Raw genomic sequence first — 19,738 nt, forward strand, 5'->3', positions numbered from 1 at the left:
GCACGGCGCCGTCGCCGTCTCTGCCCGGGTGTGCGCCGCGGGCCCGGGTCACTTCCAGGTGCGCAGCGCGGCGATCCGCTCGCGTAGCTGATCCGCGGACGCCATTGCGGTGACGGGCCCGCCCAGCCTGCTGCGCAGTTCGTTGTGCACCACGCCGTGCGGCTTGCCGGTCCGATGATGATGCATCGCGACCAGCGAGTTCAGCTCGCGGCGCAGCGCCGAGAGTTGCGCGCCCGCGGTCGCCCGCTCCTCGACCTCGGGGGGCGGCGCGGGGCGTTCCGCCACGGCCGTGCGGGTGTCCACCTGGTCCTTCTGCCGCTGCTTGAGGAGCGCACGCATCTGCTCGGCGTCCAGCAGCCCGGGCAGCCCCAGGTAGTCCGCTTCCTCCTCGCTGCCCGCGAGGGTCGCGGTGCCGTAGGAGGAACCGTCGTAGATGAGCTGGTCCAGCTCGGCGTCGGCGTGCAGTGAGACGAACGCCTTCTCCTCCTCGCCGGGCTCGTCCTTCTGCTTGTTCGCGTCGATGAGCATCGCGTCCTCGAGCCCGTCGGACTCGCGATGCGGCTTGCCCAGGACGTGGTCGCGCTGCTCCTCGAGCTTCGCGGCCAGGTCCAGCAGCACCGGTACCGACGGCAGGAAGACACTCGCGGTCTCACCCGGCACGCGCAGTCGCACGAAGCGCCCGATCGCCTGGGCGAAGAACAGCGGCGTCGAGGCACTCGTCGCATACACGCCCACCGCCAGGCGCGGGACGTCCACGCCCTCGGAAACCATGCGGACGGCGACCATCCACTTGTCCGTTCCCTCGGAGAACGCGGAGATCCGCTTCGAGGCCGTCGGGTCGTCGGACAGCACGACCGTGACCTTCTCGCCGCTGATCTCCTCGAGCAGCTCGGCGTAGTCGCGGGCCGTCGACTGATCGCTGGCGATGACGAGGCCGCCCGCATCGGGCATCGCGTGGCGCAGCTGGTCGAGCCGCGTGTTCGCGGCGTGCAGCACCGCGGGAATCCAATCGCCGTGCGGGTCGAGCGCGGTGCGCCAGGCACGCGCCGTCTGCTCCCTGCTCAGCGGCTCGCCCAGCCGGGCGGTGAACTCCTCGCCCGCGCTCGTGCGCCAGCTCGCCTGCCCCGAGTACGCCAGGAAGACGACGGGGCGGACCACGCCGTCGGCGAGCGCGTCCGAATAGCCGTAGACGTGGTCGGCCTTGGACCGCTGCCCTCCGCCGAACTCCGGCTCGTACGTGACGAACGGGATGGGGTTGTCGTCGCTGCGGAACGGCGTACCCGTGAGGGCGAGCCGCCGGGTGGCCGGCTCGAACGCCTCGCGCACGCCCTCGCCCCAGCTCTTCGCGTCGCCGGCGTGATGGATCTCATCGAGGATGACCAGGGTCTTGTACGCCGTGGTCCGCGCGTGATGCTTGTACGGGTGCATGCCCACCTGGGCGTACGTGATGACCACCCCGTCGAAGTCCGACGAGGTGCTGCCGCCCGAGTTGGTGAAGTTCGGGTCGAGGTTGATGCCGTTGCGCGCGGCCGCCTCAGCCCACTGGTACTTCAGATGCTCGGTCGGCGCGACCACCGTGACCCGCTCGACGGTGCGGTCGGCCAGCAGCTCGCCGGCGACCCGCAGCGCGAACGTCGTCTTACCGGCGCCCGGTGTGGCGACGGCGAGGAAATCCCGAGGCTTCGAGGTCAGGTACTTCGTGAGCGCACGGCGCTGCCAGACACGAAGTGAAACCGCCATCGAGAACCGCACCCCTATACCGCGAGACAAGCCCGTCCGGCGCGCATTCGCGGCGCGGGCGGGTCGATCGTGAACCCTGACGCAGTCTACTCGCAACACGCGGCGATCCCGGTTCCGGCGTGATCGGCGCCGGTGCGCGAGACTGAACATGATGAACGACGCACACGGCACGCCGGGAAGCCGGCAATCGGGCCCGGCGAAGCACGCCGAGCCGCACGATCCGGGTCCCCACACCCAGGACCTGGATCGGCCCCGGCGTGTCGGCTTCCCCGCCCGCGCGTGGGGCGTCGTCCGCGGCATGCCCCAGGTCCTGTGGCGCACCGTGGTCAAGTCCTGGGACGACTCGATCGTCGGACACAGCGCCCAGGCGGCCTTCTGGACCACCCTGTCGCTGGCGCCCCTGCTGCTCGCCCTGATGGGCCTCGTCGGCTACGTGGCGAACTGGTTCGGGCCCGACACCATCGGGGTGATCCACGACCGGCTCATCTCCTTCGGCCTGCGCGTCTTCACGCCCAACGTGGTGGACGAGATCATCCGTCCCATGGTCGACGGGGTGCTGCAGCAGGGCCGCGGCGACGTGGTCTCGGTGGGCTTCATCATCGCGCTGTGGGCCGGATCGTCGGCGCTGTCGTCGTACGTCGATTCCATCAGCATGGCCCACGACCAGCACACCGTGCGCAATGCGGTGCATCAGCGCTTCTTCGCGCTCCTGCTCTACGTCGAGTTCCTGGTCATCGCGGTGTTCACCCTGCCGCTCGTGGCGCTGGGGCCGAGCTTCCTCATCCGGTACATCCCCTCCTCGTGGCACCCGGCGGTGGCGCAGCTCATCGACTTCGGCTACCTGCCGTTCGTCGTGCTCATGCTGGTCGGCGCGCTGGCGCTGCTCTACCGGCAGGCGCTGCCGCGGCCGTTGCCGTGGTACCGGCACGTCCCGGGCGCGGCGCTCGCGGCCCTGATCTTCCTCGTCGCGTCGACCGGCCTGCGCGTCTATCTGTCGTTCATCGCGTCCGGCCGGGGCATCTCGTACGGCGCGCTCGCCACACCGATCGCGTTCCTGCTGTTCACGTTCTTCCTCGGCTTCGCCGTCATGGTCGGCGCGGAGTTCAACGCGGCGCTCCAGGACCGGTGGCCCGCCCGGGAGATCCGCACCGACCAGCTGCGGGACTGGGTCGTCGAGCAGATCAAGGAGGCCGGGATCCCCGACCCCGGCAAGGCGGCCGCCGAGGGCCTGCGCCGCGCGACGGACCCGATCCGCCGGCGTCAGCGGACCGAATCCGACGACGAACCGCCTGAGGGGCCGGAGGCGCCCAGGGACGAGGCGCCTCGACACACCGTCGAGACCGAGGTGCCGCCGCGGCGCACCGTCGAGACCGACGCCCCGCGCGTGCCGCCGACGCGGCCCGTGCGCGAGGTCGAGCCGCGGTGAGCGGCTACTTCTTCATACGGTCGTAGATCTTCTTGCACTCGGGGCACACCGGCGAGCCGGGCTTCGCCGACTTGGTCACCGGGAAGGTCTCGCCGCAGAGCGCGACGACGTAGTTGCCCATCACGGCCGATTCAGCGATCTTGTTCTTCCGCACGTAGTGGAAGAACTTGGGAGTGTCGTCGTCGGTACCGGTATCGGCGTCGACATCGACATCCGGCTTCTCCAGGGTCTTCGTACTCATGACTTTCATTCTGCCAGCCGCAGTGGGACGATCGAAGCGTGGGAAACCAGGGCGACGACACCTACGTCATCACTGACGCGGAGGACTCGTACGAAGAGCAGCACCGGCGGCGCGTCCGCCGGTACCTGATGATCATGGCGATCCGTATTCCCGCGCTCGTCATCTCCGCGTGGATCTACTCCGCCACCGGCAACTGGATGATCGCGCTCGCCGTGCTCGGCGTTTCCATCCCGATCCCGTGGATCGCCGTGATCCGCGCGAACGATCGGCCGAAGCGGCGTAAGGGCGAGCCCGACCGGTTCACCCGCCGCAAGCTCGACCGCCTCGCCCTGCAGGGCAGTCCGATCACCACCGTCTCGACGCGCGGCGAGTAGGTGCGGCTCTCCCCCGGGCTGACGCCGCTGTGCCGTCGGCTCGGCCCCGTGTTGGCCGCCGCCGACTTCTCGGAAGCCACCGTCGCCGACCGTCTCGGTGACGCCCACGGCTGCCTCTCGCGCGGCGAGCCCGGCCCCGTGGAGGCCGCGGCGTCCGGCACCACGCCGCTCGACGTGATGATCCGCCTGTTCCTCGCCACCGCGCCCGTCCCGCGCGCCGAGGTGGACGCGACCCTGGCTCCGGTCACGGCCGATGAGGCGGTGAGCGTCGGCCTCCTCGAGCCCGACCCGCAGGATCCGTCCCGGGTCCGCGCCGCGCTGGGCCTGCGCCCCCTGGACCTATCCGACGGTCCGCAGTGGTTCCTCTCCGACCTCGACGGCCTCATGCGGCCGCACCCGCAGCACCGCGAGCACGTGTTGGGCGTGGGGCACGCCTCGCAGTCGCTGCTGCGGGCCACGCCGCGGGAACCGGTGGGCACCGTCCTCGACCTCGGCACCGGCTGCGGCGTGCACGCCTGCGCCGCCACCCGGTTCGCGGAGGCCGTCACCGCGACGGACGTCAGCGAGAGGGCGGCCGATTTCACCTCCGCCTCGGCCGCGCTCAACGGCGTGGATGTGCAGGTGCTCACCGGCGACTGGTTCGCGCCCGTCGCGGGCCGGCGGTTCGACCTGCTGCTGGCGAATCCTCCCTTCGTCGTGGGCGAGGGCCGAGTGGACCACACGTACCGGGATTCGGGCCTCGACCTCGACGGGGCGTCCGAGCTGGTGGTGCGGGGCGTCCCCGAGCATCTCGCGCCCGGCGGCACCGCCGCGCTGCTCGCCTCCTGGGTGCATCGCGGGGAGGAGGCCTGGCAGGCGCGGGTCGCGTCCTGGCTGCCCGCCGAGGGCGTCGCCGCGTGGGTCCTGCAGCGCGACGTCGCCGATCCGGCGCTGTACGTGGGCACCTGGCTGCGCGACGAGGGGCTCGACCCCCGCGTCGGTGAGGGGCGCGCGAAGTCCGACCGCTGGCTGGCGCATCTGACGGAGGCCGGCGTCACGGGCATCGGCTTCGGCTACGTCTTCCTGCGTACGATCGACGGTCCGTCGGAGGTCGTGTGCGAGGAGTTGAGCCACCCGTTCGACGATCCCCTGGGCGACGAGGTGCCGGCGCACTTCACCCGCATGGCGTGGCTGCACGACGCCGACCTGGACGCCGCCCGCCCGCTGCTCGGCGACGACGTCGCGCTCGAGCGCGTCTCGGTGGCCGGTGGCGAAGGCTGGGACGAGGTGGCGGTCCGCGTGACCCGGATGTCCGGGCCGCGCTGGGTGCATGAGCTCGACGACGCAGGTGCCCGCCTGCTCGCCGGCTGCAGCGGCGGCCTCACCACCGAGGACCTCGTGCTGTTACTCGAGGCCGCGACCGGCGAAGACGACCTCGCCGATCCGGCCCGGCGATTGCTCGCCGATCTCCACCGCCACGGATTCGTAACCTTCCTCTAAGCAACTTCTCAGAACGTCTCACTGTTTCCGCAGGTCAGGGGAACCGGGCACGGGAACTCTGTGCGCCCGTCGTCCGTTGAACCAGATGTACCGGCGAACAGGAGGCAGCCACATGGCACACCGCGTCAACACCGCTAGCACAGCAGCCCGCCCCGCTGATCGGGTGCGGCCCCCGCTGACCGAGGCCGATCTCGACGCGCAGAGTCCCGCCGCGGATCTGGTGCGCGTGTACCTGAACGGCATCGGCCGCACCGCTCTGCTGACCGCGGAGGACGAGGTCGATCTGGCCAAGCGCATCGAGGCGGGGCTGTACGCGCAGCACCTGCTGGCCACCAAGAAGCGCATGGCGGCCTCGAAGAAGCGTGATCTGGCCTTCATCGTGCGCGACGGCCAGGCCGCCCGCCAGCACCTGCTGGAGGCCAACCTGCGCCTCGTGGTCTCGCTGGCCAAGCGCTACACCGGGCGCGGCATGCCGCTGCTGGACCTCATCCAGGAAGGCAACCTCGGCCTGATCCGCGCGATGGAGAAGTTCGACTACGCCAAGGGCTTCAAGTTCTCGACGTACGCCACCTGGTGGATCCGCCAGGCCATCACGCGCGGCATGGCCGATCAGTCCCGCACCATCCGGCTCCCCGTCCACCTCGTGGAGCAGGTGAACAAGCTGGCCCGGATCCGCCGCGAGCTGCACCAGCAGATGGGCCGCGAGGCCACGGACGCGGAACTGGCCGAGGAGTCGGGCATCCCGGCGGAGAAGATCGCCGACCTGATGGATCACTCGCGCGATCCGGTGAGCCTGGACATGCCCGTCGGGTCCGATGAAGAGGCGCCGCTGGGCGACTTCATCGAGGACGCCGAGGCCGCCTCGGCGGAATCCGCGGTCATCTCGCGGCTGATGCACAGCGACGTGCGGTCGGTGCTCGCGACGCTCGATGAGCGTGAGCAGCAGGTCATCCGCCTGCGCTACGGCCTCGACGACGGCCAGCCCCGCACCCTCGACCAGATCGGCAAGCTCTTCGGGTTGTCCCGCGAGCGCGTGCGCCAGATCGAGCGCGAGGTCATGACCAAGCTCCGCAACGGCGAGCGGGCCGATCGCCTCCGCGCGTACGCGAGCTGATCCCGAATCACCCTCGAAGGAACCGCGTCGGCTGTTACAGCCGGCGCGGTTCCGCCTGTTGGGCCAGCAATTCGTTCGCGTGGCCGATGCGGATCACCGCGGAGAGCACCGACGCGCCGTCGGTGGTCGCGAGGATCGGCTGACAGTCGATCGAGGCGATCTCCGGCACCTCGTAGGCGAGGGCCGCGATCCGGGTCACCACCTCGGTGAGGGCCGCACGATCCACCCCGGACTCGCCGGCGAAGCCGTCGAGCAGCGGGGCGGAACGGGTGGCGGTCACCAGATCGGCCGCGGCGGCGTTGGTCAACGGCAGAAGCCGGTATGCGCGATCCCCCAGGAGTTGGGGCACCGCGCCGCTGAGGCCGAAGGACAGCAGCGGCCCGATCCGCGGGTCGTTGTCGTACCCCACGGCGCAACCGATCCCCTTGTGCGCCATGCGTTGCACGTGCAGCGTCGACTCCCCGGTCGCGTTCGCCAGTTCGACGAAGGCGTCGGCCACGGCCTGCGGGCCGGCGAGGTCCAGACGGACCGCGGCGAGGTCGGCGCGGAGGCGCCAGCGCTCCCCCATGGCCTTGACCGCGACCGGGTATCCGAGGCGGGTCGCGGCGGCCACGGCCTCCTCCGGGGTGGACGCCACGTCGAACGCCACCACGCCGACCCCGTAGAGCCCCAACAGCTCCGCGCTCTGTTCGAAGCTCAGGGTGACGGTGCTCGCGCCGGCGTCGCCGCTGGGCAGCCACTCGCGCACGCGGGTGCGCGCGGTCTCCACATCGGTGCCGTCGGGTCGCGCGGTGTCGGAGACGGGGCGGGCGCGCCACTGCGCGTACCGCCAGCCGTGGGCCAGCACCCGGGCGGCTCGCTCGGGCTCGGCGTAGGACGGGACGGATCCCCGCACGCGCACGCCGTCAGCGTCAGTGGCGGCGAGCAGCTCGGTGACGCCGTCGAAGGCGAGGAAGGTCGAGACGATCGGCTTGATCAGCCTTCTGGAGGCTTCGAGTAGGACGGCGGCGTGCGCCTCCGGCGGCGCCTCCACCGGCGGCACGAAGACGGCGATGATCGCGTCCACGGCGTCGTCGGCGAGCGCCGCGTCGATCGCCGCACTGAACTCCCCCGGGGTCGCCGCCGCACCCAGGTCCACGGGCTGCGCGACGTCGAGCCCCGCGCGGATCCCGGTGTGGGTGGCGAGGATGCCGAGCGCCGTCGAGTTGCCGATCACGGCGACCCGCGGGCCCGCGGGAAGCGGCTGGTAGCTGAAGAAGGTCGCGCAGTCGAACAGTTCCGGGATCGAGTCGACCTGCACGACACCGGAGTTCTCGAACAGGGCCTCGGAGCCGCGGCGTCGGCGATCGGCGTCGACGCCGCCACGGTGCACAGCGACGATCGGCTTCTGCCGAGCCAGGCGCTGCGCGATGCGGCCGAACTTGCGCGGGTTGCCGAAGCTCTCGAGGTACAGCAGCACGACCTCGGTGGCGTCGTCAGTATCCCAGTACTGCAGCACGTCGTTGCCGGAGACATCGGCGCGGTTGCCTGCGGAGACGAACGTGCTCAGGCCCAGGCCGCGCTTCGCGGCCGTGTCCAGGATGGCGATGCCGAGGGCACCGGACTGGCAGAAGAAGCCCACGTTGCCGCGGGAGGGGACGACGGGGGCCAGCGTCGCGTTCATGCGCACCTCGCGGTCGGTGTTGATCACACCGAGCGCGTTCGGACCGATCAGCCGCATCCCGTGCGAGCGCACCGCGGAGAGCAGCCGCTGCTCCGACTCCGTGCCGCGCCCGCCCGCGTCGGAGAACCCGGACGAGACGACTAGCAGGGTCCGCACTTCTTTGGCGAGGCAGTCGTCGAGCACCTGACCCATGTTGTCTGCAGGCACGGTGACCACGGCGAGGTCCACCTGATCCGGTATGTCGCGCACGGACTCGTAGGCGCGAATGCCCGCGACGGACCGGTGGTCCGGGTGCACCGGGTACACGGGCCCGGCGAAGTCGCCCGCGATGATGTTGCGCAGCACCGCGTGTCCGACCTTGCCCGGCGTGGTCGACGCGCCGATCACGGCGATGGAGGTGGGCCGCAGCGCGTTGCTCACGCTGCGCGCCTCCGAGGCGGACTCGCGGGCGTTGCGCACGGCGACCAGGGCCTCGGTGGGGTCGATGCCGAATTCGACGTGCACCACGCTGCCGTCGAAGCTGCGCCGCAGTTCGTATCCGGCCGCCTTGAAGACGTTGACCATATACCGGTTCTCGGCGAGGACCTCGGCCTCGAAGCGGTGGAAGCCGTTCTCGGCGGCCGCGCCCGCGAGGTGCTCGAGGAGGATCGGGCCGAGGCCGCGGCCCTGGTGCTCGTCGGCGACCACGAAGGCGACCTCGGCCGATGTCGGCTTCCCCGAGTCGGCGAGACCCTCGTAGAGCCCGACGGCGATGATCTTGCCGCCGAGGATCGCGAGCAGGCAGACGCGCTGCTCGTGGTCGACGGTGGTCATCCGCGCGACGTCGCGCGGCGGCATCACCGGATACGGCCCGAAGTACCGCAGGTAGCGGGTGCGCTCCGAGAGGCCGGCGTGGAACTCCACCACGGCATCGGCGTCGGCGGGCACGACGGGCCGCAGGTGCACCACACCGCCGTCGGAGGCGAGCACATCGGCGACCCAGTGCGCGGGGAACTCGTGCGGACCCGACGGTGCCTGCTGGCTCGGCGCCGGGAACGGATCGGTGGCGGGACCTGTGGGCTGCGCGGGAGATTCGTCAGTCACGGGGATCCTCCGGGTCGAGTCCTGGAGCGCGAAGAGCGGCAGGGACCATCACGTCAGTCACGGGGATCCTCCGGGTCGAGTCCGTGGAGAGGGAATACAGCGGATCGGGCGCGGGCGATGAACCGGTCGGCGGCGGCCTCCATCGGCGCGGAGGTGGGGTCGTACGAGGAGGGCTCCCACGGCGTGAACGCGGTCGTGCCGCCCTCGCCCATGGTCTCCGGCAGCGCACCGACGGCACCGACCTGGTCGGTCGGCAGGCTCGCGGCGAGATCCTTCCACTCCGCGGGAACCGTTGTGGCGGGGTCGATGTCGACCCCGACGATGGCGCCGATCAAGTGGGTCCAGGTGCGGGGCACGACGTGGACCAGCTGGTAGCCCCCGCCCCCGACGGCGAGCCATCTGCCGTCGCACACCTCGTCGGCCAGATCGCGCATGGCGAGGATCGCCGCGCGCTGACCGTCGACGGAGAGCGAGAGGTCGGTCAACGGATCGGTCGCGTGGGAGTCGCAGCCGCACTGGCTGACGATGAGCTGGGGCCGGAACGCCCGGACCACCGAGGGGACCACGGCGTGGAAGGCGCGCAGCCACAGCCCGTCGGGACAGAAGGCCGGCACCGGGACGTTGACGGCCGTGCCACGGGCCTCGGGGCCGCCGAGTTCGGTCGGGTAGCCGGTGTTCGGCCACAGGTGTTGGGGGTCCTCGTGCAGGGAGACGGTGAGCACCCGCGGGTCGTTCCAGAACTGGGCCTGCACCCCGTCTCCGTGATGGGCGTCGACGTCGATGTAGGCGATCCGGTCGAAGCCGTTGTCGAGCAGCCAGGAGATCGCGATCGCCGCGTCGTTGTAGATGCAGAAGCCGGAGGCGTGCGAGCGCATGGCGTGATGCATCCCGCCGGCGATGTTGACGGCGCGGGTGGCGCGCCCGGCGGCGATCTCCTTCGCGCCGGTGAGGGTCGAGCCGACCAGGCTCGCCGCCGCCTCGTGCATGCGCAGGAAGATGGGATTGTCGTCGTTGCCGAGTCCGTAGCCCGTGAGGTCGATGCGGGCGCGCCCCGAGCCCGCGACCCGCACGGCCGCGAGGTAGTCATCGGTGTGCGCGCGTCCGAGTTCGAGCGGATCGAAGTCCGCGGGCGGCACCACGTCGACGCCGTCGAGGACGCCGAGCATCCGGGCGAGTTCCATCGTCAGGCGCAGGCGAACAGGGTCCATCGGATGCGAATGGGAGAATCGGTAGTCGAGCACTGAGGGGTCCCAGACCACCTGGGAGTCGGGGAACCGTGCCATGTGTGACGACCCTAGTCGTTGCGACCCTGCCCCGTGTCGGAGTTAGGTAACCTTAAGTACGGGGGTCGATGGACCGTCTCGGTTAAGCTCAACAGCGACGACAAGGAGCTGGACACGTGAACGATCTGGTGGACACCACCGAGATGTACCTGCGGACCATTTACGAGCTCGAAGAGGAGGGCGTCGTGCCCCTCCGGGCGCGTATCGCGGAGCGTCTCGAACAGAGTGGCCCCACCGTCTCGCAGACGGTGCAGCGCATGGAACGCGACGGTCTCGTGCGCGTCGCCGGGGACCGGCACCTCGAACTCAGTGACAAGGGCCGCCAGCTGGCCATCGCCGTGATGCGCAAGCACCGGCTCGCAGAGCGGCTCCTGGTGGACGTCATCGGGCTGCGGTGGGAGAACGTCCACGCGGAGGCCTGCCGCTGGGAGCACGTGATGAGCGAGGACGTCGAACGGCGTCTGCTGGAGGTGCTGGGCAACCCCACCACTTCCCCGTACGGCAACCCGATCCCCGGGCTCGGCGAGCTCGGGGTCACGATCGGCACCGAGCCCGCACGTCCCGCCCGCCTCACCGACCTCCCGCAGGGCGGCCCGACGGCCGTAGTCATCAAGCGCCTGGCTGAGCACGTGCAGGCGGATACCGATCTGATCGGCCGGTTCCGCGAGGCCGGCGTGGTTCCGGACGCGCGCGTGTCCGTCACCGTGCAGCGCGGCGCGGTCATCATCTCGGTCGCCGGGCACGAGGACTTCGAGCTCCCCGACGAGATGGCCCACGCCGTCTTCGTCGAGGCGGTGTAGCCGATGCGCCTGGTGGTGACCGGCGGTGCCGGCTACGTCGGCAGCGTCTGCGCGCAGGTGCTGCTCGAACGCGGCCACGAGGTGACGGTGCTCGACGATCTGAGCACCGGCAACCGGGACGCGGTGCCCGCGGGCGCCACCTTCGTAGAGGGCGACGTAGCGCAGGCGGCCCGCCCCCTGCTCGCCGATGGCGACTTCGACGGCGTGCTGCATTTCGCCGCGAAATCGCTGGTGGGCGAGTCGGTGTCGCATCCGCACAAGTACTGGCAGGGCAACGTCGTCACCACGCTGACGCTGCTCGACGCGATGCTCGCGGCCGGCGTCCCGCGCCTGGTCTTCTCGTCGACCGCCGCCACGTACGGCGAGCCGGAGTCTGTACCGATTCCCGAGGACGCGCGGACCGCGCCGACCAACACGTACGGCGCCACCAAGCTCGCGATCGACGCCGCGATCTCCTCGTACGCCACCGCGTACGGCCTCGCCGCGGTTTCGCTGCGGTACTTCAACGTGGCGGGCAGCTACGGTGGCTTCGGCGAGAACCGCGAGGTCGAGACGCACCTGATCCCGCTCGTGCTGCAGACCGCCCTCGGCCAGCGCGGCGACATCGCGGTCTTCGGCGCCGACTACCCCACCGCGGACGGCACCGCGATCCGGGACTACGTGCACGTCAAGGACCTGGCCGAGGCGCATGTACTGGCCCTGGACCACGCGCGGCCGGGCACCCACGAGGTCTTCAATCTGGGCTCCGGCGAGGGATTCTCGGTGCGTCAGGTGATCGACACCTGCCGCGAGGTGACGGGGCGCGAGATCCCCGAGACCGCCGCCGACCGCCGCGCCGGCGATCCGGCCGTGCTGATCGCCTCGTCTCGTCGCGCGATCGACGAGCTGGGCTGGCGGCCGCAGAAGACCGACCTGCGCGAGATCGTTGCCGATGCCTGGGAGTACACGCAGGCGCTGGGCGACCGCTCGCACGCCGCGCGCCGCTCCTGACCTTTCCCCCGTCGGGACCGCACGCCTACGGAGCCCGCTCGCCGGCCGTCACCCGGCGAGCGGGAACTCGAGGTCGCGGGGAGGAAGCGCCACGCCGAGGCGGCGGGCCACGCTCAGACCGACCTCGGCGGTGATGCACAGCTCCCGCGGGTGCATGCCCGCGGCCAGCGCGTGCGCGAGCAGGTGCGCGCCCCGGTAGTGCGGGTCGGACGTGAGCGCCGCGTCGAGGGCGATGCCGGTCAGCGGACCGTCGCCGTGGAGGTAGCTCGACGCGGCGACCAGCGTCGCCGCCGCGGCCCGTGGGGTACCCCGCAGGCGGCGGGCCAACTCGGCGAACAACAGGCGGGCCTCGTCCGCCATCACGGTGAGGCCCAGAGCCATCGCCGCGTCGCGCACCTTCACCTGGAGGAGTGCTCCGCCGAGGAGGGCGACGTCGGCGTCCGACAGCGGGGCCGCCCGCTGCTCGGTCACGGCACCCACCACGGCGGCCAGCAGCTCGCACGGATCGCCGTCCGCCTCGTGGTCCGCGGCGTCGCGGCAACGGTCCCCGCCGATCCCCGGCCCCTCCTCCGCGAGCTGGTCGGTCAGTTCCGCGCGGGAGCGGTGGACGGTGCGGCCCTCCACGACCGCCGCCACCATGAGCGGCGAGGAGGCCGGATCCGGGAGCGCGCCGCTCTCCCCGTGCCGGCAGATCCAGCGCTCGCCGGCGCCGATCCGGTCGAGCAACACCACGTCGACGATGTCGAGGTCGGGATCGACCGCTTCCCTGGACCGGGCTGCGCCCTCGATCACCTGGAGTAGCGCCGGGACAGCCCGCCCGAGAGGGCGGTCGTCCACGGCCACGCAGAAAACGCGGTCCGCCCCCTGACCCCGCAGAAGGCCCACGGCCTCGGCGATGTGCGCCCGACAGTCCTTGCGGAGCCCACCGGTCCGGGTCAGTTCGAGATCGGTGCGGGCGGTAGCACCGATCCGCCCGGTCACCTCGTCGAGAGTGAGCAGGACCACCGACCGCGTCGGGTAGAAGCCCAGGAGCGCCGGTACCGCGGCGAGCAGGTCGCCGAGGGAGTCGATTTTCATGGCCGGGGATGCGTGATGTTTCGTCATGCTGGAATGCTCACCGAGGCCGGGGACGCCGATCGCCGCTGCGCGCCACTCATCCCCAGTTTGATTACGAAACGTTCTCCACGCTGGGCGTTGTGCACAGGAGCGGCCCGGACCGGACACCGGTGGGTGGGCGGCCGACGGACGGCGGCGGTCAGGGCTACTGTGAACCGCGTGATCGGCTTACCGCGGTTCCCGGACCGCACGCGCGACTGGTTCCTCAGCGGCATGTCTGAGCGGGCCGGCACCCACGTCGGACCCCATGCCAAGGACGCGGAACACCCGCAGCCGTGGTGGAAGGTCATGTGCCTGACCGGCGTCGACTACTTCTCGACCCTGGGCTACCAGCCCGCCATCGCGTTCATCGCGGCCGGCGCCATCTCCCCCATCGCGACTCTCGTTCTGATCGCGCTCACCCTCTTCGGCGCACTCCCGGTCTACAAGCGGGTGGCCCGGGAGAGCTTCAACGGCGCGGGCTCGCTCGCGATGTTCGAGCGACTCCTCCCCTGGTGGGGTGGCAAACTGTTCGTCCTGGTGCTTCTCGGCTTCGCGGCCACCGACTTCATCATCACGATCACGCTGTCGTCGTCCGACGCGGCCGAGCACATCGTCGAGAACCCGCTGGCCCCGTCGTTCCTGCACGGCGCGAACATTCCGATCACCCTCGGGCTCGTCCTCGCCCTGGGCGTGATCTTCCTCAAGGGCTTCCGTGAGGCGATCGGCACCGCCGTCGTGCTCGTCGCGGTGTATCTGTCGCTCAACGTGGTCGTGATCGGCATCTCGCTGTTCCACATCGCCGAGCGGCCCCAGAAGGTACTGGACTGGCAGAACCTGCTGTGGTCGGAGAACGCGAATCCGCTCATGGTGATCGCCGTCGCGCTGATCGTCTTCCCGAAGCTGGCCCTGGGTCTCTCCGGCTTCGAGACCGGCGTCGCCGTGATGCCGCAGATCAAGGGCGATCCGAACGATCCCCCCGAGTACCCCGCCAAGCGCATCCGCGACACCGGGCGCCTCCTGACCACCGCCGCGGTGATCATGAGTGTCCTGCTCGCCACTTCCAGTTTCGCCACCACCGTGCTCATTCCCGCCGAGGAGTTCGAGCCGAACGGCGCCGCCAACGGCCGTGCCCTGGCCTGGCTCGCGCACGAGTACCTCGGCAACGCCTTCGGCACCGTCTACGACGTCTCGACGGTGGCGATCCTCTGGTTCGCGGGCGCGTCCGCGATGGCGGGCATGCTCAACCTGGTGCCGCGGTATCTGCCCCGGTACGGCATGGCGCCGCGGTGGGCGTCCGCGGTCAGGCCGCTGGTCGTGGTGCTCACCGTGATCGCGCTCGTGATCGTGCTCATCTTCGAGGCCGACGTGAACGCCCAGGGCGGTGCGTACGCCACCGGCGTCCTGGTCCTCATGACCTCCGCCGCGATCGCGGTGACGATCTCCGCCCGTCGCAAGCGCCAGACCGCGGCCACCTGGGGCTTCGGGCTGATCTCCGCGGTCTTCGTCTACACCACGATCGACAACATCATCGAGCGGCCCGACGGCGTGCGGATCGCCGCACTGTTCATCCTGGCCATCGCGGTCGTCTCCATCGGCTCGCGCGTCCGCCGCTCGTTCGAGCTGCGTGCCTCGTCGATCACCTTCGACGAGAAGGCCCTCGAGTTCATCCGTGACGACGCGGCCGCCCAGCACGCCATCCGGATCGTCTCGCACGAGCCGGACGTGGACACCAAGAAGGAGTACCGCGACAAGGTCCGCGCGGAGCGCAAGTTCGGGCACATCCCCGGGCGCTCGCGCGTGATCCTGCTCGAGGTGTGGCCGCGCGACTCCTCGGACTTCGAGGAGGACCTGGAGGTCCGCGGCATCGAGAAGTTCGGCTACCGCCTGCTCAAGGTCCGGTCCGGCAGTATCGCGAACACGATCGCCGCCGTGCTCCTCTACATCCGCGACGAGACCGGCGTGGTCCCCGAGGTGTACTTCCAGTGGTCCGAGACGAACCCCGTGCTCAATATGGGCAAGTACCTCGTGGAGGGCTCCGGCGAGGTGGCGGCCGTGTGCCACGAGGTGCTGCGCCAGGCCGAGCACGACGCCAAGCGCCGCCCCACCGTCCACGTCTCCTGACGCCGACGCTCACGGCCGGTACGCGAACGGGAGTTCGTGGTGCGCTACCGGTAGCGTCTCGACCCGCATCCACGGGTACCGCTGTCCGACGGCACGCGCCAGCGCAGGGCCGTCGTGGTACCGACTGCGGAGCCCGACGACGACGGTGACCCCGCCCGCAACCGACTCCAATGCATCCAGCGCCGCCGCGGCGGGCCGCCGCGGCGGCCAGTACGTCGGCCGGGGGCCGTCAGCGACTGCTGCAGCGAGCCGTCCCGCCTCGGAGGTGGGCGGCCACTGTCCTCGCGTCTCCCAGAGCGCGTGGGCACGCTGCCGTGCGCTCGACGGCGCCACCAGCCCCGGGAGCGCACGGACCAGGACGCTCGGTCGGATGCGGGCGAAGACGTCCGTCGGATCGAGCAGGGTCAGCGTGCGCACCCGCTCCTGGCGCGCCAGCGCGTGCGCGACCGCGATCTGCGCACCGTAGGAGTGCGCGAGCACCGCGGCGGACGGCGCGCCCACGCCGTCGAGGACCTCGTCGACCCACGCCGGCCAGTCCGCTCGAGAGCGGAAGGCGCGCCGCTCGGTCGCGCCCGCGTCGCCGGGGAGATCGGGGGCGATCACGCGGAACCGCTGCGCCAGGTCCGCGGCCTGCGCGAACCACACCGCCGCGGTTCCTCCTCCTCCCGGCAGGCACAGTAGCGGCGGAGCGGTGGCAGCGCCCGCGAGAAGCACCCGCGTGCGGGCCAGCGGACCGTCGACCACGGTTCGCCGCACCGCCACGCCCCACTGCGCGACCACGGCGTCGTAGGCGTCGTCGAACTCGGAGCTCATAATTTCCTCTCGATCATCGAGATTTATGACGATCAAGCTACCTGATAGCGTTGTGGCATGAGCGATAACGAGCACCTCGTGCACGCCCTGCGCGCGGCGGCCCTCCGCTGGGAGCGGGAGATCGCCGCGTTCGGCGCACGACACGGCCTCGGCGGAACGGACGTCCGGGCGCTCATCGCCCTGCTGGATCTGGAGCGCGCTGGAGCGCCCGCGACCCCCGGCACACTCGCCACGGAACTGCTGCTCAGCTCCGCGGCGTGCACGGCGCTCCTCGACCGCCTCACCGCCGCCGGCCTGGTCGAGCGCGGCCCCGATCCCGACGATCGACGCAGGATCCGCCTGCATGTCACCGCGGGTGCACGGCGCCTCGGCGAGGAGTTCTTCGGCGATCTGATCGGCCCGATCCGAATCGCGGCGGCCGCGCTCTCACCCACGGAGGCCGAGGTCGTGAAGCGTTTCCTGACCTCCGCTGTTTCGCCGTGAGCGGAAACACGCGGCGCGGGGGAATCGACATGGCGTACGCGAGGTTATGCGACATGGAAAACTGGTAGTTCCCCGCCCGCGCGGGGAGCACGGCAGTCGGAGGTGACGCATGGACGAGCAGTCCAACATGTACGAGCTGGAGTTCCCCGGGCCGTCGGTCTCGGACACCGACGGCAACGGACCCGTACTGGTGCACGCGCTCGACGGTTACGCCGACGCCGGGCACGCGCTCCGGCTCCTGCGCCGGCATCTCAAGGACAACCTCTCCACGGAGCTGGTCGCCTCCTTCGACGTCGACGAGCTCCTCGACTACCGCTCGCGCCGTCCTGCGATGACCTTCGAGGACGGCTTCACCGGCGTCGACGACCCGGAGCTCAACCTCTACGCCGTGCGCGACTCCTCCGGCAAGCCCTTCCTGCTGCTCGCGGGCGCCGAGCCGGACCTGCGGTGGAACGGCTTCGTCAGCGCCGTCGCGGGCCTCGCCGAGCGGTTCGGGGTCCGCACCGTCGTGGGCCTGCACGCCATCCCGATGGCGGTGCCCCACACCCGGCCCGTGCCGGTCACCGCGCACGGCAACAACCCGGAACTGCGCAGCGAGCTGCGCTCGTGGGACGGCGGCACGATGCGCCTGCCCGGCAGTGCCGCGGGCCTGCTGGAGCTGCGCATGGCCGAGAAGGGTTACGACACACTCGGCCTCTCGGTGCACGTGCCCCACTACCTCGCGCAGAACGAGTATCCCGAGGCCGTCCTCGGCATACTCGGCGCGCTGCGCAGCTCCGTCGGGCTGCAGCTGCCCGACGGCGATCTCCCGGTGGAGTCCGCGGAGCTGCGGCAGCAGATCGACGCCCAGGTCTCGTCGAGCGCGGAGATCTCCTCGGTGGTCGAAACGCTGGAGCAGCAGTACGACGAGATCACGTCACAGCCCCGCGAACTGCTCATCGCCGACGGCGAGGCCATCCCCACCGGTGACGATCTGGCTAGCGAATTCGAGGCCTTCCTCGCGGAGCAGGCCGGCGACGAGGGGGAGAACGGCACCGCGTCGTGACGCGGATCCGTCAGCGCGTCGCACTGATCCACGGCCACCGTCGGGCCTACCGGATCGGCGGCAGCGGCCCCGCCCTACTGCTCATCCACGGGATGGCCGACAACTCGTCGACGTTCGAGCCGATCCTCGATCGCCTCGCCGAGCAGTACACGGTGATCGCCCCCGACCTGCTGGGGCACGGCCTGTCCGGACGCCCGCGCGCCGACTACTCGCTGCCCGCGTTCACCAACGCCATGCGCGACCTGCTGCTCTACCTCGGCATCGAGCGCGCGACGCTCGTCGGTCATTCGCTCGGCGGCGGCATCGCCGGCCAGTTCACCTACCAGTACCCGGACATGGTCGAGCGGCTCGTCTTCGTCGACACCGGCGGCGTCACCCGCTCGGTCTCCCCCGTGCTCAAGGCCGTCTCGCTGCCGATGTCGGAGATCGCGATCCGGTCGCTCGCCCTCCCCGGGGTGCTGCCCGTGGCCAGCGCCGCGCTGGACCTGCTGGGACGCGTTCCGCTGAAGCAGTTCGTCGACAACGCCGAGTGCGCCCGGGTGCTCGCGGGCCTGCCGCACTCCGGTACGCCGCGCGCCTTCGCCCGCACTCTGCGTGCGGTCGTCGACCCGCTCGGCCAAGTGGTGACGATGCTCGACCGCACCTACGTCGCCGACACCGTACCGGTGCTCGTCGTGTGGGGCGCAGACGACCCGATCATCCCCGTCGAGCACGCGTACCTGCTGCACGCCTCGCTGCCCTCGTCGCGCCTGGAGGTGTTCGACGGTGCCGGGCACTTCCCGTTCCGGAGCGACCCCGAGCGGTTCCTGACGGTGCTGACCGACTTCATCGCGGGCACCGAACCCGCGCGACTCACCGTGGCCGAGCTGCAGACCGCGCTGCGCCGCGACGCGGACCTCGACGCCGAGGCCGAAACACCGGCGTAACCGGCGGAGGTGCCGCCCGTCATCCGGCGCTCCCACACTGACGGACAGTCAGTCGTGAGGAGGCCGCGATGAGTCCCGAGGTCCTGCCCTTCCGGGCCCGCCCCTACGTGCCCGACCTGTGTTTCGCGACGATTCACGGGCACCGTCGCGCCTACCGCATCGGGGGCACCGGCCCGGCCGTGCTCCTGCTGCACGGCATCGGCGACAACTCCCTGGTGTGGGACTCCGTGCTCGCGCCGCTCACCGACCGGTTCACCGTGATCGCCCCGGACCTGCTCGGCCACGGCCTTTCCGACAGGCCGCGCGCCGACTACTCGGTGGCGGCGTTCGCGAACGGCATGCGCGATCTGCTGTGTTACCTCGGCGTCGACCGGGTGTCGATCGTCGGCCATTCGCTGGGCGGCGGCGTCGCGGGGCAGTTCGCCTATCAGTTCCCGGACATGGTGGAGCGGATCGCCTTCGTCGCGCCCGGCGGCGTGGACCACGACGTCTCGCCGCTGCTGCGCCTACTCTCCCTGCCCTTCGCCGAGCAGCTCGTCGCGCTCACGGCACTGCCTGGGGCCAAGCACGTCCTCGCGGCGGCACTGCTCGCGGCGGCCGCCGTGCCGAGCCCGGTGCGCCCCGATGCGGCGCAGCTGCGCCGGGCACTCGACCGAATGCCGAACACCGCTTCTCCGCACGCCTTCGCGCGAACCCTGCGCTCCGTCGTGGACCTGCGCGGCCAGGTGGTGACCATGCTGGACCGCTGCTACCTCACGGCCGAGGTGCCGACGCTCGTCGCGTGGGGAGCCGACGACTCCATCATCCCCGCCTCGCACGCCGAGGTGCTCCGCACGGCCCTCCCCGCGGCGCGCGTCGAGGTCTTCGACGGTGTCGGCCACTTCCCCATGACCGAGGCGCCGGACCGGTTCCTCGCGCTGCTCACCGATTTCCTGACCACGACGTCGCCGGCGCGGCTGGCCCGGACCCATCTGCGCGACGGGCTGCGGTCGGCCGCGGGCGTCACCGTCGCCGCACCCGCCCAGGAGCTGGGCTGAGGGGCCACGATCGCGGCCCGTA

The 19,738-nt window shown here is 71.0% G+C and carries 17 protein-coding genes; 11 read left to right on the top strand and 6 right to left on the bottom strand.

The window, feature by feature from the left end; all coding sequences use genetic code 11:
* Positions 1 to 48: 48 nt before the first annotated feature.
* A complete protein-coding gene (locus FK529_RS08410; RefSeq protein ID WP_146560514.1) occupies positions 49 to 1,740 on the bottom strand; it encodes a DEAD/DEAH box helicase in 1,692 nt (563 codons plus the stop codon).
* Between the two features lie 151 nt (positions 1,741 to 1,891).
* Here FK529_RS08410 and FK529_RS08415 point away from each other — a divergent pair, with 151 nt between their 5' ends.
* Positions 1,892 to 3,166, top strand: a complete 1,275-nt coding sequence (locus FK529_RS08415) for a YihY/virulence factor BrkB family protein (RefSeq protein WP_231702996.1) — start codon at positions 1,892 to 1,894, stop codon at positions 3,164 to 3,166.
* A 4-nt stretch (positions 3,167 to 3,170) separates the two neighbouring features.
* On the opposite strand, the gene FK529_RS08420 is transcribed toward FK529_RS08415, so the two are convergent.
* Positions 3,171 to 3,407, bottom strand: a complete 237-nt coding sequence (locus FK529_RS08420; protein WP_068525069.1) for a DUF3039 domain-containing protein — start codon at positions 3,405 to 3,407, stop codon at positions 3,171 to 3,173.
* A 38-nt stretch (positions 3,408 to 3,445) separates the two neighbouring features.
* On the opposite strand from FK529_RS08420, the gene FK529_RS08425 reads away from it, so the two are divergent.
* The 3 genes from FK529_RS08425 (at position 3,446) to FK529_RS08435 (ending at position 6,374) form a co-directional block, all read left to right on the top strand.
* Complete coding sequence (locus tag FK529_RS08425) at positions 3,446 to 3,781, top strand: DUF3099 domain-containing protein (RefSeq protein WP_146560516.1); 336 nt, start codon at positions 3,446 to 3,448, stop codon at positions 3,779 to 3,781.
* The gene (locus FK529_RS08430; RefSeq protein WP_146560517.1) at positions 3,782 to 5,260 is read left to right on the top strand and encodes a DUF7782 domain-containing protein; all 1,479 of its coding nucleotides are present in this window, start codon (positions 3,782 to 3,784) and stop codon (positions 5,258 to 5,260) included. It abuts the gene before it with no gap.
* A 112-nt stretch (positions 5,261 to 5,372) separates the two neighbouring features.
* Positions 5,373 to 6,374, top strand: coding sequence for a sigma-70 family RNA polymerase sigma factor (locus tag FK529_RS08435; RefSeq protein WP_231702997.1), 1,002 nt, complete (start codon positions 5,373 to 5,375; stop codon positions 6,372 to 6,374).
* Positions 6,375 to 6,408: 34 nt separating this feature from the next.
* Here the strand turns inward: FK529_RS08435 and FK529_RS08440 are convergent, their stop codons facing one another.
* Positions 6,409 to 9,120 carry a bifunctional acetate--CoA ligase family protein/GNAT family N-acetyltransferase gene (locus FK529_RS08440; protein WP_146560518.1) on the bottom strand — a complete coding sequence of 904 codons (2,712 nt, stop codon included), beginning with the start codon at positions 9,118 to 9,120 and terminating at the stop codon, positions 6,409 to 6,411.
* 53 nt (positions 9,121 to 9,173) lie between these two features.
* Entirely contained in the window at positions 9,174 to 10,403 is a 1,230-nt protein-coding gene (locus tag FK529_RS08445; protein WP_146560519.1) for an acetoin utilization protein AcuC, read from the bottom strand.
* 116 nt (positions 10,404 to 10,519) lie between these two features.
* Here FK529_RS08445 and FK529_RS08450 point away from each other — a divergent pair, with 116 nt between their 5' ends.
* Together FK529_RS08450 and galE are read left to right on the top strand one after the other, a co-directional pair.
* The gene (locus tag FK529_RS08450) at positions 10,520 to 11,203 is read left to right on the top strand and encodes an iron-dependent transcriptional repressor DtxR (protein ID WP_146560520.1); all 684 of its coding nucleotides are present in this window, start codon (positions 10,520 to 10,522) and stop codon (positions 11,201 to 11,203) included.
* Between the two features lie 3 nt (positions 11,204 to 11,206).
* Positions 11,207 to 12,193 (top strand): UDP-glucose 4-epimerase GalE, encoded by a 987-nt coding sequence (galE, locus tag FK529_RS08455; RefSeq protein WP_146560521.1) that lies wholly within the window; start codon positions 11,207 to 11,209, stop codon positions 12,191 to 12,193.
* Positions 12,194 to 12,241: 48 nt separating this feature from the next.
* Here galE and FK529_RS08460 read toward each other — a convergent pair whose 3' ends face one another.
* Positions 12,242 to 13,297, bottom strand: a complete 1,056-nt coding sequence (locus FK529_RS08460) for a DUF4192 domain-containing protein (RefSeq protein WP_146560522.1) — start codon at positions 13,295 to 13,297, stop codon at positions 12,242 to 12,244.
* Between the two features lie 225 nt (positions 13,298 to 13,522).
* Between FK529_RS08460 and FK529_RS08465 the strand changes: the two genes are divergently transcribed.
* Positions 13,523 to 15,412 (top strand): APC family permease, encoded by a 1,890-nt coding sequence (locus FK529_RS08465; RefSeq protein ID WP_231703011.1) that lies wholly within the window; start codon positions 13,523 to 13,525, stop codon positions 15,410 to 15,412.
* A 9-nt stretch (positions 15,413 to 15,421) separates the two neighbouring features.
* Here the strand turns inward: FK529_RS08465 and FK529_RS08470 are convergent, their stop codons facing one another.
* A complete protein-coding gene (locus FK529_RS08470; protein WP_146560524.1) occupies positions 15,422 to 16,225 on the bottom strand; it encodes an alpha/beta fold hydrolase in 804 nt (267 codons plus the stop codon).
* A 57-nt stretch (positions 16,226 to 16,282) separates the two neighbouring features.
* Between FK529_RS08470 and FK529_RS08475 the strand changes: the two genes are divergently transcribed.
* From FK529_RS08475 to FK529_RS08490, 4 genes are all read left to right on the top strand, one after another.
* The gene (locus tag FK529_RS08475) at positions 16,283 to 16,708 is read left to right on the top strand and encodes a MarR family winged helix-turn-helix transcriptional regulator (protein ID WP_146560525.1); all 426 of its coding nucleotides are present in this window, start codon (positions 16,283 to 16,285) and stop codon (positions 16,706 to 16,708) included.
* 109 nt (positions 16,709 to 16,817) lie between these two features.
* Positions 16,818 to 17,753, top strand: coding sequence for a proteasome assembly chaperone family protein (locus FK529_RS08480; protein ID WP_146560526.1), 936 nt, complete (start codon positions 16,818 to 16,820; stop codon positions 17,751 to 17,753).
* Positions 17,750 to 18,679 carry an alpha/beta fold hydrolase gene (locus FK529_RS08485; RefSeq protein ID WP_146560527.1) on the top strand — a complete coding sequence of 310 codons (930 nt, stop codon included), beginning with the start codon at positions 17,750 to 17,752 and terminating at the stop codon, positions 18,677 to 18,679. Before FK529_RS08480 ends, FK529_RS08485 begins: the two co-directional genes overlap by 4 nt.
* A gap of 68 nt (positions 18,680 to 18,747) precedes the next feature.
* Positions 18,748 to 19,716, top strand: a complete 969-nt coding sequence (locus tag FK529_RS08490) for an alpha/beta fold hydrolase (protein ID WP_146560528.1) — start codon at positions 18,748 to 18,750, stop codon at positions 19,714 to 19,716.
* The last annotated feature ends 22 nt before the right edge of the window (positions 19,717 to 19,738 follow it).

This window comes from Tsukamurella asaccharolytica (assembly GCF_007858435.1).
Taxonomy (GTDB): domain Bacteria; phylum Actinomycetota; class Actinomycetes; order Mycobacteriales; family Mycobacteriaceae; genus Tsukamurella; species Tsukamurella asaccharolytica.

Excerpts from the sequence above, each read along its gene's own strand:
- FK529_RS08475 (WP_146560525.1), top strand. The coding sequence starts at position 16,283 with ATGAGCGATAACGAGCACCTCGTGCACGCCCTGCGCGCGGCGGCCCTC.
- galE (WP_146560521.1), top strand. The coding sequence starts at position 11,207 with ATGCGCCTGGTGGTGACCGGCGGTGCCGGCTACGTCGGCAGCGTCTGC.
- FK529_RS08460 (WP_146560522.1), bottom strand. The coding sequence starts at position 13,297 with ATGACGAAACATCACGCATCCCCGGCCATGAAAATCGACTCCCTCGGC.
- FK529_RS08415 (WP_231702996.1), top strand. The coding sequence starts at position 1,892 with ATGAACGACGCACACGGCACGCCGGGAAGCCGGCAATCGGGCCCGGCG.
- FK529_RS08470 (WP_146560524.1), bottom strand. The coding sequence starts at position 16,225 with ATGAGCTCCGAGTTCGACGACGCCTACGACGCCGTGGTCGCGCAGTGG.
- FK529_RS08445 (WP_146560519.1), bottom strand. The coding sequence starts at position 10,403 with ATGGCACGGTTCCCCGACTCCCAGGTGGTCTGGGACCCCTCAGTGCTC.
- FK529_RS08435 (WP_231702997.1), top strand. The coding sequence starts at position 5,373 with ATGGCACACCGCGTCAACACCGCTAGCACAGCAGCCCGCCCCGCTGAT.
- FK529_RS08420 (WP_068525069.1), bottom strand. The coding sequence starts at position 3,407 with ATGAGTACGAAGACCCTGGAGAAGCCGGATGTCGATGTCGACGCCGAT.
- FK529_RS08465 (WP_231703011.1), top strand. The coding sequence starts at position 13,523 with ATGTCTGAGCGGGCCGGCACCCACGTCGGACCCCATGCCAAGGACGCG.
- FK529_RS08490 (WP_146560528.1), top strand. The coding sequence starts at position 18,748 with ATGAGTCCCGAGGTCCTGCCCTTCCGGGCCCGCCCCTACGTGCCCGAC.
- FK529_RS08480 (WP_146560526.1), top strand. The coding sequence starts at position 16,818 with ATGGACGAGCAGTCCAACATGTACGAGCTGGAGTTCCCCGGGCCGTCG.
- FK529_RS08410 (WP_146560514.1), bottom strand. The coding sequence starts at position 1,740 with ATGGCGGTTTCACTTCGTGTCTGGCAGCGCCGTGCGCTCACGAAGTAC.